Source organism: Catellatospora aurea, from assembly GCF_042663325.1.
GTDB classification, from domain to species: Bacteria; Actinomycetota; Actinomycetes; order Mycobacteriales; family Micromonosporaceae; genus Catellatospora; species Catellatospora aurea.
In genome coordinates, this window is the sequence record NZ_JBHTAC010000002.1 from 46945 (window position 1) to 70764 (window position 23820).

23 protein-coding genes and 1 pseudogene are annotated in these 23820 nt (G+C 69.6%); 10 read left to right on the forward strand and 14 right to left on the reverse strand.

Going from position 1 to position 23820, the window contains the following annotated elements; translation table 11 throughout:
* The first annotated feature begins 28 nt into the window (after window positions 1-28).
* The gene (locus ACFQO7_RS02170) at window positions 29-1117 is read left to right on the forward strand and encodes a phosphotransferase (protein ID WP_376804753.1); all 1089 of its coding nucleotides are present in this window, start codon (window positions 29-31) and stop codon (window positions 1115-1117) included.
* A 10-nt stretch (window positions 1118-1127) separates the two neighbouring features.
* On the opposite strand, the gene ACFQO7_RS02175 is transcribed toward ACFQO7_RS02170, so the two are convergent.
* Window positions 1128-1982: a DUF1349 domain-containing protein gene (locus tag ACFQO7_RS02175; protein ID WP_376804754.1), complete on the reverse strand. Its 855-nt coding sequence runs from the start codon at window positions 1980-1982 to the stop codon at window positions 1128-1130.
* Window positions 1983-2033: 51 nt separating this feature from the next.
* A complete protein-coding gene (locus tag ACFQO7_RS02180; protein WP_376804755.1) occupies window positions 2034-2459 on the reverse strand; it encodes a GNAT family N-acetyltransferase in 426 nt (141 codons plus the stop codon).
* A gap of 181 nt (window positions 2460-2640) precedes the next feature.
* Here ACFQO7_RS02180 and ACFQO7_RS02185 point away from each other — a divergent pair, with 181 nt between their 5' ends.
* Window positions 2641-4170: a hypothetical protein gene (locus tag ACFQO7_RS02185; protein ID WP_376804756.1), complete on the forward strand. Its 1530-nt coding sequence runs from the start codon at window positions 2641-2643 to the stop codon at window positions 4168-4170.
* A gap of 17 nt (window positions 4171-4187) precedes the next feature.
* Here ACFQO7_RS02185 and ACFQO7_RS02190 read toward each other — a convergent pair whose 3' ends face one another.
* On the reverse strand, window positions 4188-4742 hold the full coding sequence (locus tag ACFQO7_RS02190) for a mycothiol transferase (RefSeq protein ID WP_376804757.1): 555 nt from the start codon (window positions 4740-4742) through the stop codon (window positions 4188-4190).
* Window positions 4743-4809: 67 nt separating this feature from the next.
* On the opposite strand from ACFQO7_RS02190, the gene ACFQO7_RS02195 reads away from it, so the two are divergent.
* Window positions 4810-5778, forward strand: coding sequence for a helix-turn-helix transcriptional regulator (locus ACFQO7_RS02195; protein WP_376804758.1), 969 nt, complete (start codon window positions 4810-4812; stop codon window positions 5776-5778).
* Here ACFQO7_RS02195 and ACFQO7_RS02200 read toward each other — a convergent pair.
* From ACFQO7_RS02200 to ACFQO7_RS02210, 3 genes are read right to left on the reverse strand one after another with little or no spacing between them, the layout of a single operon-like run.
* Window positions 5775-6698, reverse strand: a complete 924-nt coding sequence (locus ACFQO7_RS02200; RefSeq protein WP_376804759.1) for an NAD-dependent epimerase/dehydratase family protein — start codon at window positions 6696-6698, stop codon at window positions 5775-5777. The genes ACFQO7_RS02195 and ACFQO7_RS02200 overlap by 4 nt on opposite strands.
* A 46-nt stretch (window positions 6699-6744) precedes the next feature.
* Window positions 6745-7365, reverse strand: a complete 621-nt coding sequence (locus ACFQO7_RS02205) for a hypothetical protein (protein WP_376804760.1) — start codon at window positions 7363-7365, stop codon at window positions 6745-6747.
* Window positions 7366-7415: 50 nt separating this feature from the next.
* Window positions 7416-8258: a PHP domain-containing protein gene (locus ACFQO7_RS02210; RefSeq protein ID WP_376804761.1), complete on the reverse strand. Its 843-nt coding sequence runs from the start codon at window positions 8256-8258 to the stop codon at window positions 7416-7418.
* 164 nt (window positions 8259-8422) lie between these two features.
* Between ACFQO7_RS02210 and ACFQO7_RS02215 the strand changes: the two genes are divergently transcribed.
* The gene (locus tag ACFQO7_RS02215; protein ID WP_376804762.1) at window positions 8423-8734 is read left to right on the forward strand and encodes an STAS domain-containing protein; all 312 of its coding nucleotides are present in this window, start codon (window positions 8423-8425) and stop codon (window positions 8732-8734) included.
* A gap of 121 nt (window positions 8735-8855) precedes the next feature.
* Window positions 8856-9863, forward strand: coding sequence for a GNAT family N-acetyltransferase (locus ACFQO7_RS02220; RefSeq protein ID WP_376804763.1), 1008 nt, complete (start codon window positions 8856-8858; stop codon window positions 9861-9863).
* 2 nt (window positions 9864-9865) lie between these two features.
* On the opposite strand, the gene ACFQO7_RS02225 is transcribed toward ACFQO7_RS02220, so the two are convergent.
* Window positions 9866-10246 (reverse strand): DUF2255 family protein, encoded by a 381-nt coding sequence (locus ACFQO7_RS02225; protein WP_376804764.1) that lies wholly within the window; start codon window positions 10244-10246, stop codon window positions 9866-9868.
* A 170-nt stretch (window positions 10247-10416) separates the two neighbouring features.
* Between ACFQO7_RS02225 and ACFQO7_RS02230 the strand changes: the two genes are divergently transcribed.
* Complete coding sequence (locus ACFQO7_RS02230; protein WP_376804765.1) at window positions 10417-10734, forward strand: hypothetical protein; 318 nt, start codon at window positions 10417-10419, stop codon at window positions 10732-10734.
* 66 nt (window positions 10735-10800) lie between these two features.
* Here the strand turns inward: ACFQO7_RS02230 and ACFQO7_RS02235 are convergent, their stop codons facing one another.
* Complete coding sequence (locus ACFQO7_RS02235; protein WP_376804766.1) at window positions 10801-11223, reverse strand: hypothetical protein; 423 nt, start codon at window positions 11221-11223, stop codon at window positions 10801-10803.
* A gap of 217 nt (window positions 11224-11440) precedes the next feature.
* On the opposite strand from ACFQO7_RS02235, the pseudogene ACFQO7_RS02240 reads away from it, so the two are divergent.
* Window positions 11441-11731, forward strand: a pseudogene (locus ACFQO7_RS02240) (glucuronyl esterase domain-containing protein); the annotation flags it as partial.
* Window positions 11732-11760: 29 nt separating this feature from the next.
* Here ACFQO7_RS02240 and ACFQO7_RS02245 read toward each other — a convergent pair.
* The 3 genes from ACFQO7_RS02245 to ACFQO7_RS02255 all read right to left on the reverse strand — a co-directional run bounded on the left by ACFQO7_RS02245 (window position 11761) and on the right by ACFQO7_RS02255 (window position 13733).
* A complete protein-coding gene (locus ACFQO7_RS02245) occupies window positions 11761-11994 on the reverse strand; it encodes a hypothetical protein (protein ID WP_376804767.1) in 234 nt (77 codons plus the stop codon).
* Between the two features lie 78 nt (window positions 11995-12072).
* Window positions 12073-13104 (reverse strand): zinc-dependent alcohol dehydrogenase, encoded by a 1032-nt coding sequence (locus tag ACFQO7_RS02250; RefSeq protein WP_376804768.1) that lies wholly within the window; start codon window positions 13102-13104, stop codon window positions 12073-12075.
* Entirely contained in the window at window positions 13101-13733 is a 633-nt protein-coding gene (locus tag ACFQO7_RS02255; RefSeq protein ID WP_376804769.1) for a TetR/AcrR family transcriptional regulator, read from the reverse strand. The genes ACFQO7_RS02250 and ACFQO7_RS02255 overlap by 4 nt, the downstream gene beginning before the upstream one ends.
* A 151-nt stretch (window positions 13734-13884) precedes the next feature.
* Between ACFQO7_RS02255 and ACFQO7_RS02260 the strand changes: the two genes are divergently transcribed.
* Entirely contained in the window at window positions 13885-15429 is a 1545-nt protein-coding gene (locus ACFQO7_RS02260) for an MFS transporter (RefSeq protein ID WP_376804770.1), read from the forward strand.
* A 193-nt stretch (window positions 15430-15622) separates the two neighbouring features.
* Window positions 15623-17497, forward strand: coding sequence for a CASTOR/POLLUX-related putative ion channel (locus ACFQO7_RS02265; RefSeq protein WP_376804771.1), 1875 nt, complete (start codon window positions 15623-15625; stop codon window positions 17495-17497).
* Between the two features lie 27 nt (window positions 17498-17524).
* Here the strand turns inward: ACFQO7_RS02265 and ACFQO7_RS02270 are convergent, their stop codons facing one another.
* Window positions 17525-18025 (reverse strand): class I SAM-dependent methyltransferase, encoded by a 501-nt coding sequence (locus tag ACFQO7_RS02270; protein WP_376804772.1) that lies wholly within the window; start codon window positions 18023-18025, stop codon window positions 17525-17527.
* Window positions 18022-19809: an ABC transporter ATP-binding protein gene (locus tag ACFQO7_RS02275; RefSeq protein ID WP_376805012.1), complete on the reverse strand. Its 1788-nt coding sequence runs from the start codon at window positions 19807-19809 to the stop codon at window positions 18022-18024. Before ACFQO7_RS02275 ends, ACFQO7_RS02270 begins: the two co-directional genes overlap by 4 nt.
* Window positions 19810-19903: 94 nt before the next feature.
* Between ACFQO7_RS02275 and ACFQO7_RS02280 the strand changes: the two genes are divergently transcribed.
* The gene (locus tag ACFQO7_RS02280; protein ID WP_376804773.1) at window positions 19904-20317 is read left to right on the forward strand and encodes a MarR family winged helix-turn-helix transcriptional regulator; all 414 of its coding nucleotides are present in this window, start codon (window positions 19904-19906) and stop codon (window positions 20315-20317) included.
* 94 nt (window positions 20318-20411) lie between these two features.
* Here ACFQO7_RS02280 and ACFQO7_RS02285 read toward each other — a convergent pair whose 3' ends face one another.
* On the reverse strand, window positions 20412-23717 hold the full coding sequence (locus tag ACFQO7_RS02285) for an NACHT N-terminal Helical domain 1-containing protein (protein WP_376804774.1): 3306 nt from the start codon (window positions 23715-23717) through the stop codon (window positions 20412-20414).
* Window positions 23718-23820: the final 103 nt, after the last annotated feature.

The window sequence follows — 23820 nt, forward strand, 5'->3', positions numbered from 1 at the left end:
GGGGTGAGGCGCGCGGTAGCTTGGCGCGGTGACCGACGAACTGGACGAAGTACGCGCCCTGCTGCCCGGTGTGACCGTCTCCCCGGTGGACGCCCTGGGTGGCAGCAGCCGGTCCGCGGTCCGCCGGGCACGGATCACGCGACCGGGCGAGCCGCCGACGACCGTGATCGTGAAGACCTTCCTCCATCCGGAGAGCTGGGCGCGCGAGTCGGCCGCCCTCGCGGTGCTGCCCCCGGGCACACCGGCGCCGCGGCTGCTCGCCGCCGGGCCGGTCCCGCCGGTCATCGTCATGTCCGACCTCGGCACCGGCACGAACGTGGCCGACGCCCTGCTCGGCACGGACCCGTCGGCCGCCGAGTCCGCCGTGTACGCCTGGGCCAACGCGATCGCCGCCGTGCACCGGACGACAGCAGGATTGCGGGAGGCCTTCCGCGCCGAGCTGGACGCCCGCGCCCAGCCGGGTTCCGCGCCGATGACCTCGGTCGCGGCCCAACTCGACCAGAACATCACCGGCCTGCGGGAGGCGTGCGGGCCGCTCGGTGTCGCCGTGCCGCAGTCCCTGGCCGACGCGTTCCGAGCCGAGGCGGCCCGGCTCGACGACGACGCCGTGTCGGCGCTGTCGCCGAGCGACGCCTGCCCGGACAACAACGTGCTCACCCGAGACGGGCTCGCCCTGATCGACTTCGAGCACGCCGAGTGGCGGCACATTGCCTGGGACGTCGCCTACCTGCGGGTGCCGTGGCCGTCGTGCTGGTGCTCCTGGCGGCTGCCGGACGACGTCGCCGACCGGGCGGTGGCCCGCTACCGCGAGGCGATGGCCGCCCACCTGCCGTACGTGAGCACGCCGGAGTTCGACCGCGACCTCGCCTCGGCCACGGTCCTGTGGGCGGCGCTGTACTCGTCGTGGTTCCTGCCGCAGACCCTCGCCGCGGACCCGGCCGCCGCGAAGGGGCTGGACTCGCCCCGGCGGCGCGCGCTGCTGCTGCACCGCCTCGACCTCGCTCGGCGCACCTCGGCGCTGCCGGAGATCGCCGCGTTCGCCGGCGAGCTGCGTGAGGCGCTGGTGGGCAGGTGGGGCGAGGTGCCGTTGGCGCTCGCCCGGGCCTTCCGAGGTTGACGGTTCCCGGCTATTCGAGGTTCTCCCGGGAGATCGGCGGTCCGATCCGGAGGTCGCGGAACGTGGCCTGCAGGCCCGCGCGCTCCGGCGAGCAGCACATGAGGCCGACATCGACGGTCTCCGGCAGGTCGAGGTAGCCGAGGCGGGCCAGCCGCCACATGCCGTCGGGGCTGCGGAAGTGCACGGTCAGGGCCTCGCCGAACCGGGTCACCCGCATCGCCATCTCACCGTGGTGACCGGGCACCGGCACCATCGACACGTCGGAGAACTCGCGGGTGTACACCGTGCTGACGTGCACGGTGCCGGAGGTGACCTCCAGGCCGGTCTTCAGCCAGTTGCCCGCGTCGGCCCGGACCATCATGCCGGCCTGGTCGAACAGCGTCGTGTGCGTGGCGGACACGACGACCTCGGCGGTGAAGTCGCCGGTCACCGGCCGGTGGTAGAAGTGCCCGTTGTCGGTGACCCAGCCGTAGAACGTCCTGCGCCAGAAGTCCGTTCTCGACTCGGTGACGGCGCGCAGCACGTCGCCTTCCTGTGACCATTCACCCGGTTCGTTCAGCCACGACATCCCCGTCAGCACAGCGGAGATGGTAACCGCAGGCGCGCCCCACCGGCTGCCCACGACCGCGGGCACAGAGATCCCCGCCGCGCATAAGCGGTGAATATCGGTCGGATCTGGTTCGTCGCCGGGGACACGTTCGGCTCCGGTCGAGCACAACTCGTCCCAGAACACCTGCACGCCGTCCTGCCAGAACCCCGTCGCCTCCAGCGCCGCCCGGTACAGGTCGCCGCGGGTGTGCGCGACGGTGAGCCCCGCCAGCACCCCGGCGCGCGTGGGGATCCAGCTCGACGACTTCTCCCTCACCCGCGTCTGATCCCGGGATCGGCGGGCCCGGCCTGGCGCAGGGCCCGCCGATCAACCGTCCAGCCTGAAAACGACGTGGCGGACCGACAGGCCGGTGCCCTCGTCCACGTACGGGTCGCCCGCGACCCGCGCCCCGCAGGCGAGGTAGAAGCCGACGGCGGACTCGCGGGCGTCAGCCCACATCACACGTTCACCCTGGGTGCGGGCCCGGTCGGCGACCGCGGCCAGCAGCCGCCGCCCACAACCACGGCGCTGGTACGCGCAGTCGACCGCCATCGCCCAGAAATAGCGCGCCGGGACCCCGGGTTCGTCGGGACACGGCCACGTCACATGCGATACCGCGCCGATCACGGCCGCGCCGTCGACCAGCGCCAGATGCTCCGCGCCGTCGTCGATCCGGATCGCGGGCGACGCCCAGGCGAGCACCTCGGACCGCAGCCGGTGGGTCTGCTCGGGAGCCGCCTCGACCAGATCCATCCGGCAACCACAGCGGCGGTGTGACGCGTACCCTCCGCTGATGGCTATCGCTGACGGGACCGGCTGGGAGCGGCTGTTCCACGCGCTCGGGCCGGCCGGCGACCTTCCGGCGATCCTCACCGCGCTGTGCGGCTCGGACTCCGACGCCGCCGGTGAGGCTTTCGCCGCGCTGTGGCCACGGGTGTTCGCCGGCGGCCGCCTCACCCCCGCGACGCCCAAGGCCGTACGCCATCTGGTGTCGGCGCTCCACGACCCGGCCCTCGGCGCAGGCGACCATACGATCCGGCCCGGTGTCCTGTTCCTGCTGCGCGAGATCGCGAGGGTGACGGCAGACGCGGAGGAGGTCAGGCATCACGCCGCTGTCGACGGCAATGTCCAGGACTGGCTCGCCGGCCACCTGGCACACCCCAGCCCACCTGCCGTGCACGAATGGTCGGACGGCGACGGTCCCGGAAGGGTGCTGCTGCACAACGCGGTCGTGGACTCCTTCGGCCTGCTGCCGCAGGTCTTCGCGGCGGTGTGGCCGATTCCGGCCGCCTGGCCCGCGCGAACCCGGGTGATGGCCGCAGCCGCGACGGCGATGCTGGTCCGGCACCCTGAACTCGCGGACCGCCGACCCGAGGTGATCGCCTATCACCAGGAGACCGCACGGCACACCGCCGATCGCCACGACTGTGCCGGCCTGGTCCTCGGCCTGGGAGAGCTCGGCGTCGCGCCACGGGACTGGCTCGACGATTCGCGACTGGCGGTTCGCACCTGTGCCGCGCTCGCGCCGGCGCTGGCCGACGACGCCGAGGCGACCGAGGTGCTGCTTCGAGCCGCCGAACATCCACGCGCGTTCGACCACTCGTTCACCGAACCGTTCGTGGCACCGGCGTACCGCGTGATGTGCCCGCCCCAGTTGCAGGAAGGGCCGCACCGGGTGCTGATCCGGACTGTCTGCGAGCGGGTCGGCGACTTCGGGCGGTTGTTCCACGCGGCCCTGGCAGCGGCCGACCTGCGCGGCTTCGACTCGTTCGCGGTCGAGTCCGGGCCCTACCTGCGCCGCGCCTTTCCCGCCGGACTGGTCGAGGACGGCACCGCGACGGGGGAGCAGATTGCTTTCGCCGAGGCGCTCGCTTCCCGGGACGAACTCTGGAAAGCCGGCAACACCCGAGCTGCCGAGGCGTTCGCTGCGGCCGGCCTGCCGCATGACCGCGAACGCTGGCGCAGCGTGCGCAGCCCTGTCGTGCTCGACAGCGCCGGGCGGCCCACGTACGAAGGCTTGCGATTGGTGTCGATCCCCCCTGTTCGCCTCGTGAGGGAGTCAACACGCAGGTTCTTCAGCGCGAACCGCACCGATCCTGACCTGATGTCGAAGCTGCTGAGCGCGCTCTCATCCCGCGGAGACGCGGTGGCCGTCGAGGGGCCGCGGCAGTTCTCCATGACGGTGCGGACTGACGACGTCCCGGAACTCGACGTCGACGAACTCGTCAGGCACGGATTGTTCGGGCCGGACAGGATCTACGGCTTGGGCCTCGCAGCGCTCCTGAGCCTCTGGGTGAGTGTGTACCGCCGGCACGCCGGGATCGAGTACCGGCAGCAGTTCGTCGACGGCATGCCCGCCGGCCCGATCGAGAGGCTCGGGCCGGCGGACCACGACGACGGATACCGCTTCGTCTTCGAACTCGACCCCGATTGGCTGCCGCGGGGCGCGCGCCTGCCCGCCTGAGTCACCGGGGGTCGGCGTCACTGCGGCGGGTCCTCCCCGGTGAGCCCGTCGACGGCCTCGCGGAGCAGGTCGGCGTGGCCGACGTGGCGGGCGTACTCGTCGTGCAGGTCCACCACGATGCGGCGCAGGTTCGGCGACGTGCCGTCGGCCGCCGCCGTGTACTTCGCCGGCTGGTCGAGCCCGCCGTCGGCCAGGGCCTTGCCCAGCGCCGCCCGCGAGCGGTCCACCGCGCCCTGCCACAGGCCGTAGAGCTCGGCGGGCGTGTCGTCGGCCGCACTGCGCCAGACCCATCCCGGGTCGGCGGCCTCGGGCACGTTCAACGGCGGGCCGGGCGCGTCGCCGGTGAAGTCGATCGTGTATCGCTCCTCGACCGCCGCCATGTGTTTGAGCAGGCCGGCAAGGGTCAGCGTGGACGGCGGCTGCGTGCGGTTCAGGCCCGCCGCGTCGAGCCCGCCGCACTTCCAGGCGAACGTGGCGCGCGAGCGGTCGAGGGCGAACAGCAGCATCTCGACCTCGCCGGCCGTCATGGACGGCTCGTTGATCGTGGTGTCCAGGACGATGTCGTCGGTCATGGGAGGCAGGCTAGATTCGGTTCCGGACGTTTCACGTCCGGAACTGACAGCGCAGGAAGGACAACCGGTGAACCCCGAGGCGAGCCCCACCGCACGGGCGCTGATGGCGCTGGAACTCCTCCAGGCCAGCCCGGGCATCACCGCCGACCGGCTCGCCGACAAGCTGGGCGTGTCCGAGCGGGCCGCCCGGCGCTACGTCGGCGTCCTGCGCGAGGCGGGCATCCCGATCGAGTCCGTGCGCGGCCCGTACGGCGGCTACCGGGTGGGCCGCGGCCTGCGGCTGCCGCCGCTGGTGTTCAGCGCGGCGGAGGCGCTCGGCCTGGTCATGGCGGTCCTCGACGGCCACCACGACGCCGGGGACCCGACCAGCGCCGTCGGCAGCGCGCTCGGCAAGATCGTGCGGGCGCTGCCGGAGCCGGTCGCCGCCCAGGCCGAGGCGGTCCGCCGGGCCACCGCGCCCGCGCCAGACCGCGGCGCCGCCCGGCCCGACCCGCAGACCACCACGGAACTCGTAAGCGCCTGCTCCGAGCACCGGCGCGTGCGGCTGCGCTACCGGTCCGAGGCCGGTGTGGAGCGCGACCTCGACGTCGACCCGTGGGCTGTCGTCGTGCGCCACAGCCGCTGGTACCTGCTGTGCTGGTCGCACACGTCCGACGGCCGCCGCGCCTACCGGATCGATCGGGTCCGCGGCCTCGACGTGCTCGACGAAAGCTTCGTCCCACCGGCCGACCTCGACCCGGTCGCCACGCTGGAGGAGCACCTCGCGGTCGGCTGGGACTACGCCGTCGAGGTGATCATCGAAGCGCCGCTGGACATCGCTGCCCGGCACGTGTCACGCAACCTCGGCCGCCTCGAACCGGTCGACGCCGGCACCTGCCGCCTGACCGGCACGACCAGCAACCCCTGGTGGTACGCCGAACAGCTCACCGCCCTGCCGGCCCCGTTCCGGATCCTGGGCGGCCCGGAGGTCCGCCACACCGCACAGGTTCTCGGCCGGCGGCTGCTCGCCGCGGTCGAGGACGCGCCCACCGCCTAACGCGCCTGCGTCGTCTCGGCGAACGTCTCGCGCAGCGCAGTGTCCAGCGAACGGCCGGACACGGGCTCGACGAACAGGCGGGCGAGCAGCAGGCCGGCGAAATGGGCCGGGTGCAGGCCCGACTCCTTGCCGCCGAGCGACTGCAGCACACCTGTGAGGCGCATGGCGGCCCGGACCGCACCGGCGGGCAGGCGGCGGACCCGGCGGCCACGGCCGACCGCCTCGGCGATCCGCGAGATCATGTCGTGCCAGGCGAGGTTCTCGTCGGCGACCGGGATGTCCTCGCCACTGGCCCGCTCCAGCGCGTCGACCGCGACCTCCGCCACGTGGCGCGCGGACGTCGCGGCGGTCCCGCCGGGCGGCGCGGCCAGCGGCGCGCGCGACCTGGCCCAGCCGTCCAGCGGACCGGCCCAGTTCGGCAGGCGGTCCCCGGCCCGGCCGAAGACGAACGGCAGTTCGAGCACCGCTACGGGCAGCGACGGCCCGGCGACCGCCCGCCCCTCCCGGGCCTGCTCCACCCGGCACCGGATGTAGGTGTGGCGGTCGGTCAACCGCCACTGCGGGTGCAGCCGGTCGAAATACGTGTAGTACGAGCCCATGACGACGCCCCGGGTGAGCCCTTCGGCGCGGGCGGCGGTGAACAGGCGTACCACCGGATCGACCATGTCCCGGCGGAACGCCGGATGGATCGGCTTGCGCAGCGGCCGCTGCTCGTCCGTGCGGGCCGCGTACACCACGCCGTCGTGTCCGGCGAGCAGCGGCCGCAACTGCTCGACCTCGGCCGACCCGATGTCGAGGACGTGGTCGACGCCCGGCCGGGCTGAGCGCGCCACCGTGGTCGCGGCATGGCCGTGCTCGCCCAGCACCTCCACCACGTGTGCGCCGATCAGGCCGGTTCCACCCACCACGAGAATTCTCACGATCGCATCGTCCACGTTGGATCGTGCCCGCGACAAATCGCGAGATTCACATGATGGCTCCAACGCGGGCGGCGAGGGCGTAGTCGCGCAGCTCCTGCGGCGCGTCCCGATGTCTTCTCAGCCAGCGGTCCACGATCGGTGGCACGTGCTCCGGAGAGTGGTGGTGCGCGTGGCCCAGCCCGTGCAGGGCCGCCCGCTGGCACGGCACCGACGGCAGGGCCAACGTCTCCTCCAGCACGTCCAGCACGGTGTCCTCGCCCAGGTCCAGCGGGGCGACGTCGAAGAACATGAAGCAGACGTGCTCCAGCTTCGGCGTGTGTTTCGGGTGCTCGACCGTGATCCGCGGGGCGAAGACCTGGGCGTACAGCGTGACGATGGAGCGCAACCCGCGGGTGCGCGACACCACCGGCACCCGCGGATCGCGCAGCGCCCACAGCGACCCGTCGTCGATGATCTCCTGCAGCCCGCGGGCGGCCTGATCGTCGGAGTACGGCCTCAGCAGCGCGCCTGCGTCGCCGAACAGGCGCCGGATCCGTTCCGCGGTCGCCGCGGGGGTGTCCTGGCGGGCGTGCCGTTGCAGCCAGGCGGAGGGCTGCTCGTCCGGCGAGCCGTCGTCGTCACGCGGCTTGTCGAACAGGTACGCCAACCACGCATCGAAGCTGTTCACGGTCACGATTGAAGCGATCCCGGGGCAGTCCTGTCGAGCAGTTTCGGATCTCAGCGGGCGCAGGTCCAGAAGTCGTACGGATCCCGTCCGGGCCGGAAACCGTGCGCCTGCACCATGTCCACCGCCGCGCCGAACCCGAACGCCAGCCCGGTCGGGTCGTGGGAGTCGCTGCCGAACGTGACCGCCCGCCCGCCCTCCTGCCGCCACCAGCGCACGACCTCCGGATGCAGCGGCACCTTCGTGTTGACCTCCAGCGCCCGGCCGCTGCCGGCCAGCACCCGCAGCGCGTGCCGGAACTCGTCCTCGAAGACGTTCGGGTCGAACGGACCGGCCTGCGCCGGCCAGTAGCGGACCGGGTAGTCGATGTGGGCGAGCACCGAGAACAGGTCGCTTCCGGCGGCCATCCTGGCGACCTCGGCCAGGTAGTCCCGGACGACCTGGTCCGCGGGCCGGTGCCGGAGGAGGCCCGGCGGCTCGGTGAACCCGTCGCCGTCGGTGAGGCAGTGCACGGAGCCGAGCACCCGGTCGAACCGCCCGGCGCTGAGGATCTTCGCGGCCGCCGCCGCGTGCCAGTGCGGTTCGCCCATCTCCAGACCGCTGAGGATGCGCAGGCTCGGGAACCGCTCGCGGCATTCCTCGACGGCCGCCAGGTAGCCGGTCACGTCGAACGACGGGGGAGTGAGCAGGCCGTCCGGTCCGGTGAGGCTCGCCATGCGCCCACCCGGCCGGATGGTGTCGAGCGGGACCGTCCAGACGGTGTGGTCCAGGTGCTCGGTGAAGGCGATCGCCGGTAGGCCCAGCTCCACCGCCCGCGCGCACGAGCCCTCCATGGAGCCCTTCTCGGCGTCCCAGGACCACTCGCTGTGCAGGTGGCTGTCCGCAGGCAACGTCACGATCCCCACCGCTTCCCCGAGGCCGGTCCTTCGTTTCGCTCCGGCAACCGTATACAGGGTTCGCTGTCGCTGCTGCCCCGGCCGGAACGGCGGCGTTTGGCGGACGGGTTCACCGGGTACTGAACGCGGGAGTTGCCGCCGGTCAGCGCTAGGAGGCTGGGCCGATGCGAGTCACCCACGCCACGGTCGTCGACGGCGGCGTCTGCACCGTCAGGCTGGCCGGGGACGTCGACATGGCGGAGGCGGAAGCGGTCACGGAGTGGTTGCGGGCTGCGATCGACTCCTCGGGCTGCGAGGCGGTCGAGGTCGACCTCGCCGACACCCGCTTCCTCGACTCCCTGGGCATCGCGGTGCTGGTGCGGGCGCACGAGCACGCGCGCGTGCAGGGCGTGCGGCTGCGCTTCGTCAACGTCCAGCCGTGGGTGCGGCGTGTCTTTCAGGTCGCCGGGGTCGCCGACCACCTCGACCTGTCCTGAGGCCGGTGTATGCGATCATGGGCGGCACGGCTGCGCCGAGAGACGTTGATCCCGTCGCGAAGAGGCCGACCTTCACCGGTCGCAGGCAGTGGCCGGCTGGGCGAGTGTGACGAGGAAACGTATGGACCTGGTTCTGGTGCCCATGTCGGGCCCGGACTTCGAGCGGCGTGCGGCGATGCTGCGCCGTCGCTACGCCGGCAACCTGGAGCGGGAGAAGGGTGTGGCTCCCGCCGACGCCGAGGCCGAGGCGCGCCGGCAGATGGCGGTCGTCCTGCCGCGAGGCCTGGACAGCGACCTGTCGATCCTGCGGTCCGCGCAGGTGGACGGTGTCCAGGTCGGTTGGCTCTGGGCCATGCTGCCGGGCGCGCCCACCCGTCCTGAGATGGCCTGGCTGCACAACATCGACGTGGACCCGGAACACCAGGGCCGGGGCCACGGCAGGGCGATGATCCTGGCCCTGGAGGCCGAGCTGCGCGAGCTGGGCGTCTCCCGGCTCGGCCTCAACGTGTTCGGCGGCAACAAGCGGGCCATCGCCCTGTACGAGAGCCTCGGCTTCGCCGTGATGGCGCAGCAGATGGCCAAGCCGTTGGATACCACTCCGGTTGCCGAGCCGGAGCCGACCGTCGCGCCGGCGGCCGTCGACGACACCGATCAGGTGCCCGACCCGCAGTATGTCGCCGGACTCACCCGGGTGCGGGTCGCCGCGGGTGTGCTGTACCGGGACGGGCAGGGGCGGGTGCTGGTCGTCCAGCCGACCTACAAGGACACCGCCGAGATCCCGGGCGGGGCGCTGGAGGCGGGCGAGTCGCCGTTGCAGGCCTGCCGCCGCGAGGTCCGCGAGGAGCTCGGGCTCGACCTGCCGGTCGGTGGGCTGCTGGGCGTCGACTGGACGCCGCCGCGTCCGCACTGGGACGGCGCCCTGACGTTCGTCTTCGACGGCGGCGAGCTCACCGACGCGCAGACCGAGGCGATCCGGGCGGCGCCGGACGAGCTCAGCGGATGGCGGTTCGTCGCGGTGGCCGACCTCGACGCGCTGATGGTCCCGAGGCTGGCGCAGCGGATCCGGACCTGCTTGGCGCAGGCGTCGGCCGGGATTTACCTGGAGTCCGGCGACGTGCCGATGGCCTGACCTCAGGCGGGGACGATCCTGGTCGTCGTGGTCCGGGCGGGCGCGGCGACCATGGGGTCGACGTACTCGGCCCCGTGACCGCGGTACTTGGTCCGGTAGGCGTCGTCGATCCGGGCGTTGACGGCGGGGTCGGGCTCGTCGATGAAGGCGACGTCCTTGTCGACGCCGGCCGCCCGGATGTGGCCTTCGTGGCGGGTCTTCGTCGCCCGGTACCAGGCGCCCTCGGGGCCCCGGTAGGACCGGACGTACAGGTCGTCGCCGCTGCGGACCACCCAGATCGTGGTCGGGTTGCGCAGCGAGCCGTCGCGTCGCCGGGCGGCGATGTCGAGCTCGTCGGCGGCGCCGATGCGGTCGAGTTCCTTGGTGGTCCAGGTCGTGGTCATCGGAGTGGTTCCTTCCCGATGCCGGACACCTGCCGCGGTCGAGCGGCGGGCGAGCGGCGCTCTCCGCTCCATTTTACGATCGCGGCGGCTTGGCCGTGCGAGGTCTTGCGCGGCGCGTGGTTGTCCCGGACCATCTGGGGATTGGACACAGCAGCGACGGGGAGGCATGTATGAATGGCGTGGCACGGCACCAACCGAGGGTCGCCTTCGACGCGGCCCGGGTGCTCGTGGACGTGGCGGGCGGTGACGCCGGCCTGTTCGCCTGGTACGCGGAGCAGCTCGTGGCCGTGTTCGGGCCGTCCTGCCGGCGCGACCTGTCCGCCACCCGCAAGGAGCTCACGACCTCGCCGCGCGCGAACACGCGCGACGTCGAAGGGGGCAAGTGGCGGGCCAGGATCGAGGACCTGCTGCGCACCCGGCCGGAGGTCACCGAGAGCCTGCACCAGCTGACGCTGTCGGCCCGGGTGCGGCTTCCGCACGCCGGCTGACGCCGACCGGCACGCATCCGGGCCGGTCACCGGCTCGGATGCGCCGCGGGGGCACTGCGCCGTCGCTCAGAGGACGGTGCGCATCGCCCTCTTGCGGGCGGCGCGCCGTCGCCGGTACGTCCGGCCGAGGGCGGCGAGCCCGACCGCGGCCCCGAACACGATCGGCGCCAGCACGACGATGCCCATCGGCCAGGCGTCGGCACCGTCGCTGTCGGTGAAGAACTCGTCATAGATGCCGTAGACCACGGCGGCGGGCACGGTGACGGCCAGCCCGCTGGTCAGGATGCTCAGGTCCCAGCGGCCCGCGGCGAGCGCGATGAGCGCCAGCGCGATCGGCTGGGCGACGGTCTGCCACGTCGTCGGGCTGGGCTGGTCGCCGGTGATGAGCGCCTCCGGCAGGAGCGGCACGGGCCATGGCGTGCACACGACCGCCACGGCACTGGCGGCGAGCACGATGACGGTCGCCTTCAACCCCTCGGGCAGAGCCACGGACACCACTCCTGTGAAGATCTTGGGTCGGCATTCTCGCACTCTTCCGCCACCTCGTGGGGGGTGCTCCACGGCGGTGTGACGCGTCCGGCTCCGGCGGCATCAAAGCACCGGCGCCATGGCGTCCGCAAGCGGACGAACGTGCGATCGGCAGACTGCCCGCAGCCTACTGCGTGACCCTCCGTGATGGACACGTCGGCCGATCGCTGCCGTCGATATTTTCAGACCCAAGCCGAAACTTTCGAAGTCGGGCAGCGCCGGCGTGCCCATCTTCCGCGGCATCCCCGGCGAGGGCGCACAGAGCCTGAGCAGCGCGTACGGCGAGCAGCCGTGGCTGGGCGACGCGTTCGGCTCGTTCACCGGCAGCCCGAACAACCTGCCGGTCGACCCACACCAGATGGTGGCCATGGTCGCCCCGCGAGGGCTGTTCATCATGGACAACCCGCACATCGTCAACCTCGGCCCCAAGTCCGCCACCGTCGCGGCCCTGGGCGGCGCGGAGGTCTACAAGGCGCTGGGCGCGGGGGAGAACATCACCTACTGGTCCGACATCCAGAACGGCAGGCACTGCGCGACCAGGCCGGAGTGGAGCACCCCGCTGCAGCAGAACATCCAGAAGTTCCTGCTGAAGACGGGCACCTTGCCCGGCGCGATCAGGATCTCCAGCCGCGCCGCCGGCAACCTCGCCGAGTGGCGGGACTGGCAGACCCCCACGCTGTCCGACGGCCCGAGCACCCCGCCGTCACCCAGCACCCCGCCGTCCCCGAGCACGTCGCCCTCGCCTAGTACGCCGCCGTCGCCGAGCGCACGGCCTTCGCCTAGCGTGTCACCGCCCGAACCCGGCCGCCGTCAGCGGGTGCGCGGATCGACGTGGAACTTGGGTCCGGGACCCGCCCCGGGTATGCGCTCGCCGGCGAGCACCGCGCCTACCTGGTCGAGGCCGACCGTGGCGGCCACGAGCGGCCGCGGGTCGACCTGCCGGGCGGCGTACGCGGCGATGGTGGCGGCGAGCCCCGGGGAAGCCGACAGGATCCCGACTGCGGTGACATCCTTGAGCGCCAGCCACCGGGTGTCGATCTGGCTGGGGGTGCCCGCGAGGCCGATGTAGACGACCCGGCCGGCCGGTTCGACGAGGTCGAGCGCCCTGGCCGGCAGGTAGGCGGCGTTGGTGGCGTCGATGACCGCGTCGAAGGGCAGGTCGGGCAGCTGCTGCTCGGTCCAGGCACTGGCGAAGCCCACGGAGCGGGCGAAGTCCAGCGACGCGCCCGTCTGGCCCATGAGATGCACCTCGGCTCCCGCGGCGCGGGCGAACATCGCCGTGAGCAGCCCGATGGTGCCGGGTCCGAGGATGAGCACCCGGTCGCCGGGCGTGAGTTCGGCCGCCTGCGCCGCGCGCAGGGCGTTGCCACCGGGCTCGACCAGTGCCCCGAGCACCGGGTCGACGCCGTCGGGCAGCTCGTGCAGCGACGTGACCGGCACGGCGAGCTGCTCGGCCAGCGCGCCGGGGCGGCCGCCGCGGATGCCGACCTCCTGCCGCCGGGCGCACACGTGCTGGTGCCCGCGACGGCAGCGGCGGCAGGTGCCGTCGCCGAGCATCGTGTCGCCCATGACTCGCCGCCCGATCCAAACCGGGTCGACGCCGTCGCCGACGGCCCGCACGACACCGGCCCACTCGTGGCCGAGCCGCATCGGGAACTGCGCATGCCCTTCGTGCAGGTATGCCATCTCGCCCGTGAAGAACTCGACGTCGGTGCCGCAGACCCCGACCCGTTCGACGTCCACGACGGCCTCGCCCGCGGCCGCGCGCGGGGCGGGCACTCGCTGCACCGAGCACTCGCCCGGCGCGGTGAGCACCGCGGCCCGCATCGTCGGGGCGCTCACCGCGCGTCGCGCTCGCGCAGCAGGCCGTCGATGACGTCCCGCATGGGGCCCACCAGTTCGTCGCGCCCTGCCGAGGACAGCGGCTCCAGCCCGGTCGACGCGCGCAGTAGGACGATGCCGAACCCGGTGGCCAGCGCGATCTGTGCTCTGAGCATGAGCCGGTCGGCGTCGGGGTGGTCGGGGTGCCAGCCGGCGGCCCGCGCCAGGCGCTCGGCGAAGGAATGCACGGTGTTGCGCCGGATCTGGTCGGCCTGCTCGTCACCGGAGGAGCGCAGCAGGAGCAGGAACTGGTTCGGCTTGCCGCCGCGGCCGGTGCCGGCGAGCTGCGTCGCGATGGTCTCGGGAAGCCGGTCGAGGGTCACGTCGGGCTCCACCGCGTGGCTGAGCTCGTCGACGGCACCGACCAGGCATGCCTCGAACAGGCCTTCCTTGGAGGTGAAGTAGCGGCTGATCAGCGCCACGTTCACGCCGGCCTCGTCGGCGATGTCGCGCACGGTGGTGCCGGTGTATCCGTCGGCGGCGAAACGGCGGCGGGCGGCGTCCAGCAGCAGCCGGCGGGTGCCGGCCGCGTCGCGGCGGCGCTGCCCGGCCTCGCCGGTGGTGGAGGTGCGCGGACTGCTCGTCGCCATGGATTCCTCTCGCTCCGGAACCAGGATAGCGGCCCCGGAACGTGACGTAAACAACTGCTTACAAGTGATGTAAACAACTGTTGACGACGGCGGGGAGGGTGAATACTCGCCAAGTCAGCAGACGTTTACAACATGCTCCAGGGGGCGTTTCATGACCCAGACGATCGTGCGGCCGGGCGCCGCCGGCGTCACCGGCGGCGAGCCGAGCCCGGCCCGCCGCACCAACGGCACCACGCTGGTGCTGTACCTGTCACTGGGCGGCCTGGCCTTCGCGGTGCTGCAGTCCCTGGTCGCCCCGGCGATGTCGACCATCGCCCACGATCTGAACGTCACCACCGCCAGCGCGAGCTGGGTCCTCACCGCGTACCTGCTGTCGGCGTCGGTGCTGACGCCCGTGCTCGGCCGCCTCGGCGACATGGTCGGCAAGCGCCGCGTCCTCATCGCCGTGCTGGCCGTCCTCGCGGTCGGCACCCTGCTGGCCGCGCTCGCCCCGAACCTGGCCGTGCTCGTCGTCGCGCGCGCCCTGCAGGGCGCGGCCGGCGCCATCATGCCGCTGTCGATCGGCATGGTCCGCGACGAGCTGGCCCGCGAGAAGGTCAGCGCCACCGTCGGCCTGCTGTCGGCGATCTTCGGCGTCGGCGCGGGCGTCGGCATCGTGGCCGCCGGCCCGATCGTGGAGCGCCTGTCCTGGCACTGGCTGTTCTGGCTGCCCCTGGCACTGGTCGTCATCGCGCTGCTCGGCGCGATCTTCGGCATGCGGGAGTCGCCGGTGCGCAAGCCCGGCAAGCTCGACCTGCTCGGCACGGCCGTCCTGTCGGTCTCCCTGGTGTCCCTGCTGCTGGCCATCAGCAAAGGCCAATCCTGGGGCTGGGGATCCGCCGAGACCATCGGCCTGCTCGCCGCCGGCGTGGTCACCCTGATCCTCTTCGTCGTCATCGAACTGCGGGTCGCCGAGCCGCTCGTCGACATGCGCCTCATGAAGATCCGCGGCGTATGGGCCACCGACCTCGTCGCCTTGATCCTCGGCTTTGCGATGTTCGGCTCGTTCCTGCTCGTGCCCACCCTGCTGCAGCTGCCCGCCGCCACCGGCTACGGCTACGGCAAGTCGGTGTCCGAGGCGGGCCTGTTCCTGCTGCCCACCGTCGTGTCGATGGTCCTGTTCGGACCGCTGGCCGGCCTGCTGGTCCGCCGGTTCGGCCCGAAGCTGCCGATGTTCCTCGGCGCGGTCGCGGTCGTCGGCGGCTTCACCCTGCCCGCCCTCGCGCACAATGTGGAGTGGCAGGTCGTCGTCTCCGGGCTGCTCGTCGGCGCGGGCATCGGCCTGGCGTTCGCGGCGATGTCCAACGCCATCATCGAGAGCGTGCCCGCCACCCAGACCGGTGAGGCCACCAGCGTCAACACCATCGCCCGGACCATCGGCAGCAGCATCGGCTCGGCCGTCGTCGCCGCCGTCATCACGTCGAACAGCACCCCGCGTGGCCTGCCCACCGACACGGCGTTCAGCACCGGGTTCTGGGTCTGCGCGGGCGTGGCCGTGCTGGCCGTCGTCGCCACCCTCGCCCTGCCCTCGGCGCACCGCCGCCACGAGCAGGCGGTGGCCACCGGCGTCGAGGACCTCCCGCCCGAGCCGCCCGAGCTGCACCTGCCCCACCTGCACGTGACGCGCCACCACGAGGAGGCGCCGGCAGGCCGGTGACCTACGGTCCGGCGGGCCGAGCCCGCCCGCCGCACCGCACCGGTCCACCCGCCTGCGCGAACGTCGTGCGCGCAGGCGGGTTCCGGTGCTTCGGGTGGCGGCTCGCGGGCCCGTCCACGACCGCTTCTAGGATGTCCCTGCCTATTGGACATTCGACAGCGGCCCGGGCGCGGCGGCAGTGGGAGGAAGCTCAGTGGTTCGGCTGGGAGTGCGGCGACGCGTACGCGTCTGGTTCGACGGCACGATGGACCGCGGCACCCCCGCCCTCATCGGCTGGCTGGGTCTGGCGTCGCTGATCCTGATCAGTGTCGTGACCGGACTCGCTGCGCTGTTCGCGCCGACGGAGACCAAGCAAGACGGCGGCTGGGCGGCCGTGCTGTGGCGCAGCGTGCTGCGCACCCTGGACCCGGGCACGATGGGCGCGGACATCGGCGGGCCGGTCTACCTGGCGCTGATGCTCTTCGTCACCATCGGTGGCATCTTCCTCGTCAGCTCGCTGATCGGCGTGCTCACCACCGGCCTCAACGACGCGATCACCAACCTGCGCAAGGGCCGCTCGCAGGTGATCGCCCAGGGCCACATCGTGGTGCTGGGCTGGTCCGACCAGGTGTTCACGGTCGTCAGCGAGCTCGCCGCGGCCAACCGAAGCTCGCGCCGCAGCAGTGTGATCGTTCTCGCCGATCGGGACAAGGTCGAGATGGAGGACCAGATCCGCGCCCGGGTCGGCGACACCGGCCGTACCCGGGTGGTGTGCCGGTCCGGCAGCCCGCTCAAGCGCACCGATCTCGATCTGGTCAGCCTCGACACCGCCCGCGCGGTGATGGTGCTGTCGCCGGCCGGCGACGACCCCGACATCGACGTCATCAAGGTGCTGCTGCTGCTCAACAACCGCCCCTGGCCGCAGGCGCGCCCGCACGTGGTCGCCGCCGTGCAGGAGTCGGCGAACGTCGCCGCGGCGAAGCTGGCCGCCGGGCGGCACGCCCTGATCGTCGACGCCGACGACATCGCCGTGCGCATGGTCGTGCAGTCGCACCGGCAGTCGGGCCTGTCGACCGTCTGCACCGACCTGCTCGACTTCGCCGGCAACGAGATCTACATCAGGTCCGAGCCGTCACTGACCGGCCGGGCGTACGGGGAGATCCTCGGCGCGTTCGAGGCGGGCGCGCCGATCGGGCTGCGCCGCGCCGACGGGGCCATCACGGTCAACCCGCCGATGGACACCGTGCTGGCCGACGGCGACGAGGTCATCCTCATCGCCGAGGACGACCTGCTGATCGAACTGGCCGCGGACCCGGCCCGGGTGCACGGCGACGCGATCGTGCTGGTGCCCGACAGCAAGCGCGCACCGGACCGCACGCTGATGGTCGGCTGGAACTCGCGCGCCGACCGGGTGCTGGACCTGCTGGACCGCTTCGCCGAACCGGGTTCCGTGCTCGACGTCGCCGCCCCGCTCGCGCCGGAGGAGGCGCTGGCGGCGCAGCGGGCCAACGTGACCGTCGGCCACAAGCGCTGCCAGCCCACCAGCCGCCGTGACCTGGAGGCCATGGAGCTGGGCGTATATCAGAACATCATCGTGCTGTCCGACGACTCCGCCGAGCCCGACCACGCCGACGACCGCACCCTGGTGACCCTGCTGCACCTGCGTGACATCGAGGTCAACCTGGGCGAGCCGTACTCGATCGTGACCGAGATGAACGACGACGGCAACCGCGAGGTCGCCCAGGTCACCAAGGCCGACGACTTCGTGGTCTCGGCCCGGCTGATCAGCCTGCTGATGACGCAGCTGGCCGAGAACCGGCACCTGTACGAGGTGTTCGCCGACCTGTTCGACGCCTCCGGGGCGGAGATCCACCTCAAGCCCGCCGGTGACTACGTCCAGCCCGGCGCGGAGGTCACCTTCGCGACGGTGGTCGAGTCGGCCCGCCGGCGCGGCGAGTCGGCGATCGGCTTCCGCCGCCGCGACGACGCCGACCAGACCCCGTTCTACGGCGTCGTGCTCAACCCGCGCCGGTCCCGCATGGTGCGGTTGGACGCGGGCGACAGCGTGATCGTGATCGCCACGGACTGAGCCGGTCCATGGGCCGTGGGCGGCGACTCAGCCGTCCCGGCCCGGTTTCTGCGGCGGCAGCAGGACCAGGGCGTGGTTCTTCGGGCCCCGGAAGGCGAGTTCCAGGTGCTCGACCTGGCCGCCCAGAGCCCGGTGGTGTGCCGTGATGGCGTTGATCAGCTCGTCGCGGCCGAGTTTGCGGTCGCGGTCCCAGAAGTTGCAGCAGGGCACGACGAGCACCGGGCGGACCCGGGCCGAGTCCACGACCTCGCGCAGCGCCTCGTCCGGGTGCAGGCCCACGATCAGGTCGTAGTAGTCGGCGAGCGTGGCCAGGTAGGGCTCGGCCCGGGCGGGCACGCCCTTGAGCGTCCAGCCGCGCGGGTCGACGACCTCGGCGTCCAGGCCGAACCGCTTGCGCAGCAGCCGGGTCAGCATGCCCTGGCCGCCCGCCACGTCGGCGACGTAGCGGGCCTGCGGAAACCGGGCGGTGACGTACTCGGCGAGCACGTCGAAGCGGGTCTCGTCGCCGTGAAAGCGGTGCCGGGTCATGCCGCAAGTGTCGCGTACGCGCCGCCGACCTCGACGAGGGTGCGGTGCGAGCCGGATTCGAGGATCCGCCCGTGGTCGAGCACGGCGATCTGGTCGGCGTCGCGCACGGTCGACATCCGGTGCGCGATGGTGATCGTCGTACGCCCGCGGGTCAGCTCGTCGAGGGCGCGCTGCACGGCCCGTTCGGTCTGGGTGTCCAGGGCGCTGGTGGCCTCGTCGAGCACCAGGATGCGCGGGTCGCGCAGCAGGGTGCGGGCGATCGCGATGCGCTGCTTCTCGCCGCCGGAGAAGCGGTGCCCGCGCGAGCCGACGACGGTGTCGTAGCCGTCGGGCAGGTCCGTGATCAGGTCGTGGATCTGCGCGGCGCGGGCGGCCTGCTCGATCTCGGCGTCGGTGGCGTCCGGCTTCACGTAGCGCAGGTTCTCCCGGATCGTCGTGTGCAGCAGGTAGGTCTCCTGGCTGACCACGCCGACGATGCGGGCCAGGTCGGCCAGCCGCAGGTCGCGCAGGTCGACGCCGTCGACGGTGATCCGGCCGGCGGCCGGGTCGTAGAGCCGGGAGATCAGCGCGGCGATGGTGCTCTTGCCCGAGCCGGTCTCGCCGACCAGGGCCAGCGAGGTGCCGGCGGGCACGTCGAGGCTGACGCCCGCCACGGCGGCGGCATCGCTGCCCGGGTACGCGAAGGTGACGTCCTCCAGGCGCAGGTGGCCGGTGACGCGGGCGGGGTCGAGCTCGACCGGGTGCGCGGGGTCGTCGACGTCGACGGGCAGGTCCAGGTATTCGAAGATGCGGGCGAACAGGGCCAGCGAGCTGGTCAGCGACACGCCGACGTTGAGCAGGCCCATCAGCGGCCGGAACAGGTTGGCCTGCAGCGCGGTGAACGCGACCAGGGTGCCGATGCTCAGCGTGCCGGCGGTCGCGGGCAGGCCCGCGCTGAGGTAGATGACGGCGGGGATGGCGGCGAAGACGATGCTCATCGAGGCCATGCGCCACCGGCCGGCCAGCTCCGAGCGCAGCTCCAGGTCGATGAGGCGGGCCGACGAGGCCGCGAAGCGCTCGACGAGCGCGGGGCCGGTGCCGGTGGTCTTGCTCAACTGCACGCCGCTGATCGACAGGCCCTCGTCGATGGTGACGTTGAGGTCGGCCAGCTCGCGCTGGCGCTGCGCGGTGATCGTACGGCGCATGCGGGCGACCCGCCGGGTCAGGTAGACGGCCGGGGGCACCACGACCAGGGAGACCAGCGACAGCTGCCAGGACAGCGCGGCCATGGCCACGGCGGTGGCGACGGTGGTGGTGAGGTTCGAGGCGACGGAGGTGGCCGTCGAGGTGACCACGGCCTGCATACCGCCGATGTCGTTGGTGATGCGCGACTGCACCTCACCGGTGCGGGTGCGGGTGAAGAACGCGATCGACTGCCGGTGCAGGTGCGTGAAGACGTCGGTGCGCAGCCGGTGCATGACCTGCTGGCCGACGCTGGTGGAGATCCAGGTCTGCACGACGCCCAGCGCGGAGGTCAGCGCGGCGACGGCGACCATGCCCAGCACCAGCCAGACCAGCAGGGTGAGGTCGGCGTGGGGGAGCGCGACGTCGATGACCTCGCGCAGCAGGAACGGCGTCGCCATGGCGATCACGGAGGAGGCCACGATGATCGCGGTGACAGTGGCGAGCTGCCAGCGGTGGGCGGTGAACAGGCCGCCGATGCGGCGCGGCGAGACCTCGCGGGCCTGCGCCTTCTCCTCGGCGGTGACGGTGTGCGGGCCGCCGCGGCGGCCTCCTCGTTCCATCTGTGGGCTGTCCAAGGGGTGGGTCCTTCCGTAGGTGGGTGCTGAGGTTACCTCAACATGAGGTTTCAACAGCAACCGCTGGTACGGTATTCCCGTGGACGAGCACGAGGAAGCGGGCCTGTCGGAGGCCTTCTGGGCGGTCGCCCGCCGCCTGCGCCACCTCACCAAGGACGCGCTGGCCCCGTGGCAGATCACCCCGTCGCAGTCGCGGGCGCTGAATGTGCTGGGCCGTCAAGAGGCGCTGCGCCTCAACGAACTCGCCGAGCAGCTGCGCATCGCCCCGCGCTCGGCCACCGAGGTCGTCGACGACCTGCAGACCCGCGGCCTGGTCGAACGCCGCCCCGACCCCGCTGACCGCCGCGCGACATTGGTGGCCCTTACGGGCCCTGGCCGGGATGCTGCAAAAGCGATCGAGATGGCCCGCCGTACCGAGACCGACCGCTTCTTCGGTGTGCTTAGCCCAGACGATCGGGCTCACCTAAGTCGTATCCTGCGGGCGCTTACGTAGTACGGCGGTTCTGGTTTGCCGGTTGACACTGCTCAGATACACACGGACGGCAGAAGCCCCAACAACACGAGCATTATCGGCGATGCAACTTCCTTTAGTAACCTCTCACGCGCACGCCAGCAGCATTGCGAACCTGACTGCTATATGCCCATACCGTGAGATGACCCATGCCTGCCAATGGAGAAAGGTCTAAGTCTGGTACCCCATATAAGTATATACTTGATAGGTTCGGCAAAGCGGCGAGCGGCGAAAGATCGCCTACTGACATGCAGCCGCGGATGTCAAGTGTTTCAAGTGTTTGAAGATTGGCGAGTGGAAGTAAATCGACGTGAGCTGTACACGAGTCGATGTCAAGGTGCTTCAAAGGCAGGCGCGTAACATGGTTCAAATCGATACTTCGAACGTTTAGTCGCATAAGTTGCAGGTTGGTTAATTTGGGTTGTGCGGTCGCAACAATACTCAAGACGTCTTCGTCGCTGCATCCATTGATTCCGAGAGAATCCAAATGTGGCAAGCGGGAAATGAACTCAACCTTGCCGAATGGCTTGCGATCCAATCGTGCGTTCAGGGTGAGGGATGACAGTGCCGCAATTTGCAGCAGCGGATTCATGCTGCGCGCACCAATAAACTCACCGAGCTGCAAGGTGGTCAACTGGGGGAACTTAGCGAGCCAATTGAGGTCCATTTTCGACGCATCGGAATGAACCTGCCAGAGTCTCAGGCGCTTGAGTGCAGTTAGGCTCTCAGGTAAGGTTTCTGCACGGACGTAAGACTCGACGAGTAGTTCTTCGAGATCATTCCTACCCGCCAAGCCACTCAAGTCTAGTGCTCTTCCGCCACGGGACATACGCCGGTTCATGACATCCAACCGTCGCACCGGCGGCAGCAATTTCAGAAGCGCATCGAGATCCTCCACGAGTGCGCGCACTCCAGTGAGCTGCCGAAGATGGGGAAGCATGGATGACGTCCAGTCGTTGACATTGACGAAACCATCATGCAATGGTGAATCTGCAAGAACGGTACGCGCATACTCCTCAGGCTCAAAGTTGTTTGCGGCCTCCAGTAGTGCTCCTATGGTGGACGACCTGTCATCGGTTCCGTATCGCGCAAGTTTCCGCAACGCCTTAGGTCCTCCCACATAGGAAACCGTTTCAACGGCGGCACGCGCTGCGTTATTCGATAGCAGAGAAATGTCGTCTGGTAGTAGGTCAATTACTCGTTCCCCAGCAAGGGCTAGTGATCGTGCCTCGATGACGCTTCTAGGGGGAACGAGGAGAGCTAGATGGTTGTCTATTCGGGCCAATATATCGGGCGCGAGAGCGGGGGAGGTCTCAATGCAAGCGGCCGCGAGCAAGCGTAGCCACCTTGCTTGCTTCTGGCTCGCTTTTTCGGCCCTGTCCAGCAGGCCATTAATTAGTCGATGCCGGTACTCTGTGCTCGCATGACCGGCGGTCATGATGACTGTCTCTCGCCACATGTCTCGGCTAGCATGCTGCAATAGCATGTCGATGTAGTTCTCCTCGGAAACCTCCTTCGCTGTCAGGTATTCTTGAAATGTCCGATGAACGAATGATATGCGATCTTCTGCGATGTCTTTCAGGACGCCACTACGATCAAGTAAGTGCTCGAAGACATCATCGGTGGACGCCTCGACTTTTGGCATAGTCGTGAGCTTGCGCCTAACATGCGACTTGGCATGATCAATATCCAGTTCCGCATGGCCGGCAATGCTGAATCTCCACGCTAGGTCCTGAAGGAGCGACATGGAATGTTGGCCACCCAGGGCTATTCGACGGTAAGCCGGGACGCTACGTGCAGCATCGCGGCGTTCGAGCAGCATCTCCAGAGCGGCTCTATAGAGACTAAGGCGGTCGTGTGGAAGATCATCGGTACGGTCGAGGTTTAGGGCACACAGCATCGCACACATCAGTGGATTCGTGGCCAAACCGCGTAAGTGATGGTTAGCATCGAGTCGTGCGAGTAGACGACGCTCATACCGTGGCAATTCATCTACATCGCAAGGTAGGTGGCGGGCTCCCCTAATCGCCCGATGCCATCGGTAAACGAACTCGGCTATATCTGTAGGAGTCATCCGTTCCAGCATCAGTGCGGTGAAGCCCTCATTAGTGAGCCACCTTGCTGGTGCTGCCGTGGGTCGGGATGTTACTACCGCGACCACGTCTGGGTATTGATCCAAGATCTTTCGTAGCCAACTTCGCACCGCTGCGCGTTGGTTCTTGACGAGCTCGTCAACGCCATCGACTAATAAAATTGCACGCCCTTCTGCGAAGAGGCGATTCACGCATCCACTAGGAAGGTCTGCGCCGAAACTGGCTATATCCTCTCCGAGCTGGTTTCCAACAACAGGGAGCGCGCGATCGGCGTAGCTTCGAAGTTTTACTAGGAAGGGAACCTTTCCATTCCATGCGCTTAGGTTTCCCGTGAACTCGCGACGTGCAGCGTTAATTGCTAGCCACCGTAGCAGCGTGCTTTTCCCTGAACCAGCTTCTCCTCGAATCAGTATGCGATTGCTCTTGCTGAGAGCAGACTCGACTCGAAGTCCAGTTGTGTCATCGTCGTAGGTTCCTTTTAACCCGTTGAGAAATGATCGGTTGGATGGGCGTTGGCGACTCAGGACAGCCTGCGTATTGGTGTCTGGACCAGTAACGGCCAAGTTTAGGTAGGCGATGCTTAACGTGGTCTCTGGACTAAAGTTGCGTACGTCAACGCCGAAAAGTCCAAGTTGGTCGTAGTGCGCTGAGATGAACTGGGTGTAGCGATCCAACGTTATCTGTGGATCTTCGCTTCGATTGCTCTCCGTCGACTGAAGAGGTGGCATCATGGACAACAGGACCGAGAGGTCTGTCGACATTTGTGAAAGTCTTGCTAGAATCTCTTGGTTCGCGCGGTTGTTAAACTCCGGAAGATGGCGAACGAGTTCGACATAGCACCGGACGCAGTCTTGTAGAACAATTTCTGCCATTCGAGTACTCGCTTCACTGAGGCCTGCGCTCGTAATGTTGGCATTGAGCGTGGGTCTGAGGCTCAGGAGCAGTGTGGATGGATCTGCGTCGTTGACGAATAGGACTTTGTCTGTCAACGCGGGATTGCGCAGCGTTCGCGAAACGACTTCTATCGCAGCGACAGCCTCGTTGTTGGGAATCTGTGATCCGTCTGCCTCGAAGAGCCGCTCTATCCGCTCGGCTATGTCGGATGCCATGCTCTCGAGCTGTAATTCTGCTTTGCGACGTTGGAAACGATCCCGGAACTGTGTGGAGATTAGGTCCGACAATTGGCCAGAGCTATTGGCTCTGTCGCGACGATGGCTTAGCCAAAGTGTTGCGGCGCTGCTCGCTACGGTCCGCGCTAGGCCAAGCGCAGCCGACTCTAGTGCTGGCACGGTCAAACCTCTCAGTTGTTCGAGAACTGAGATGGTACGTTCGCGCTAGTCATGTCCTGAGTTTTCCAAGTGTCGTGTCCGCGACAGTGGCCGCACCATGATC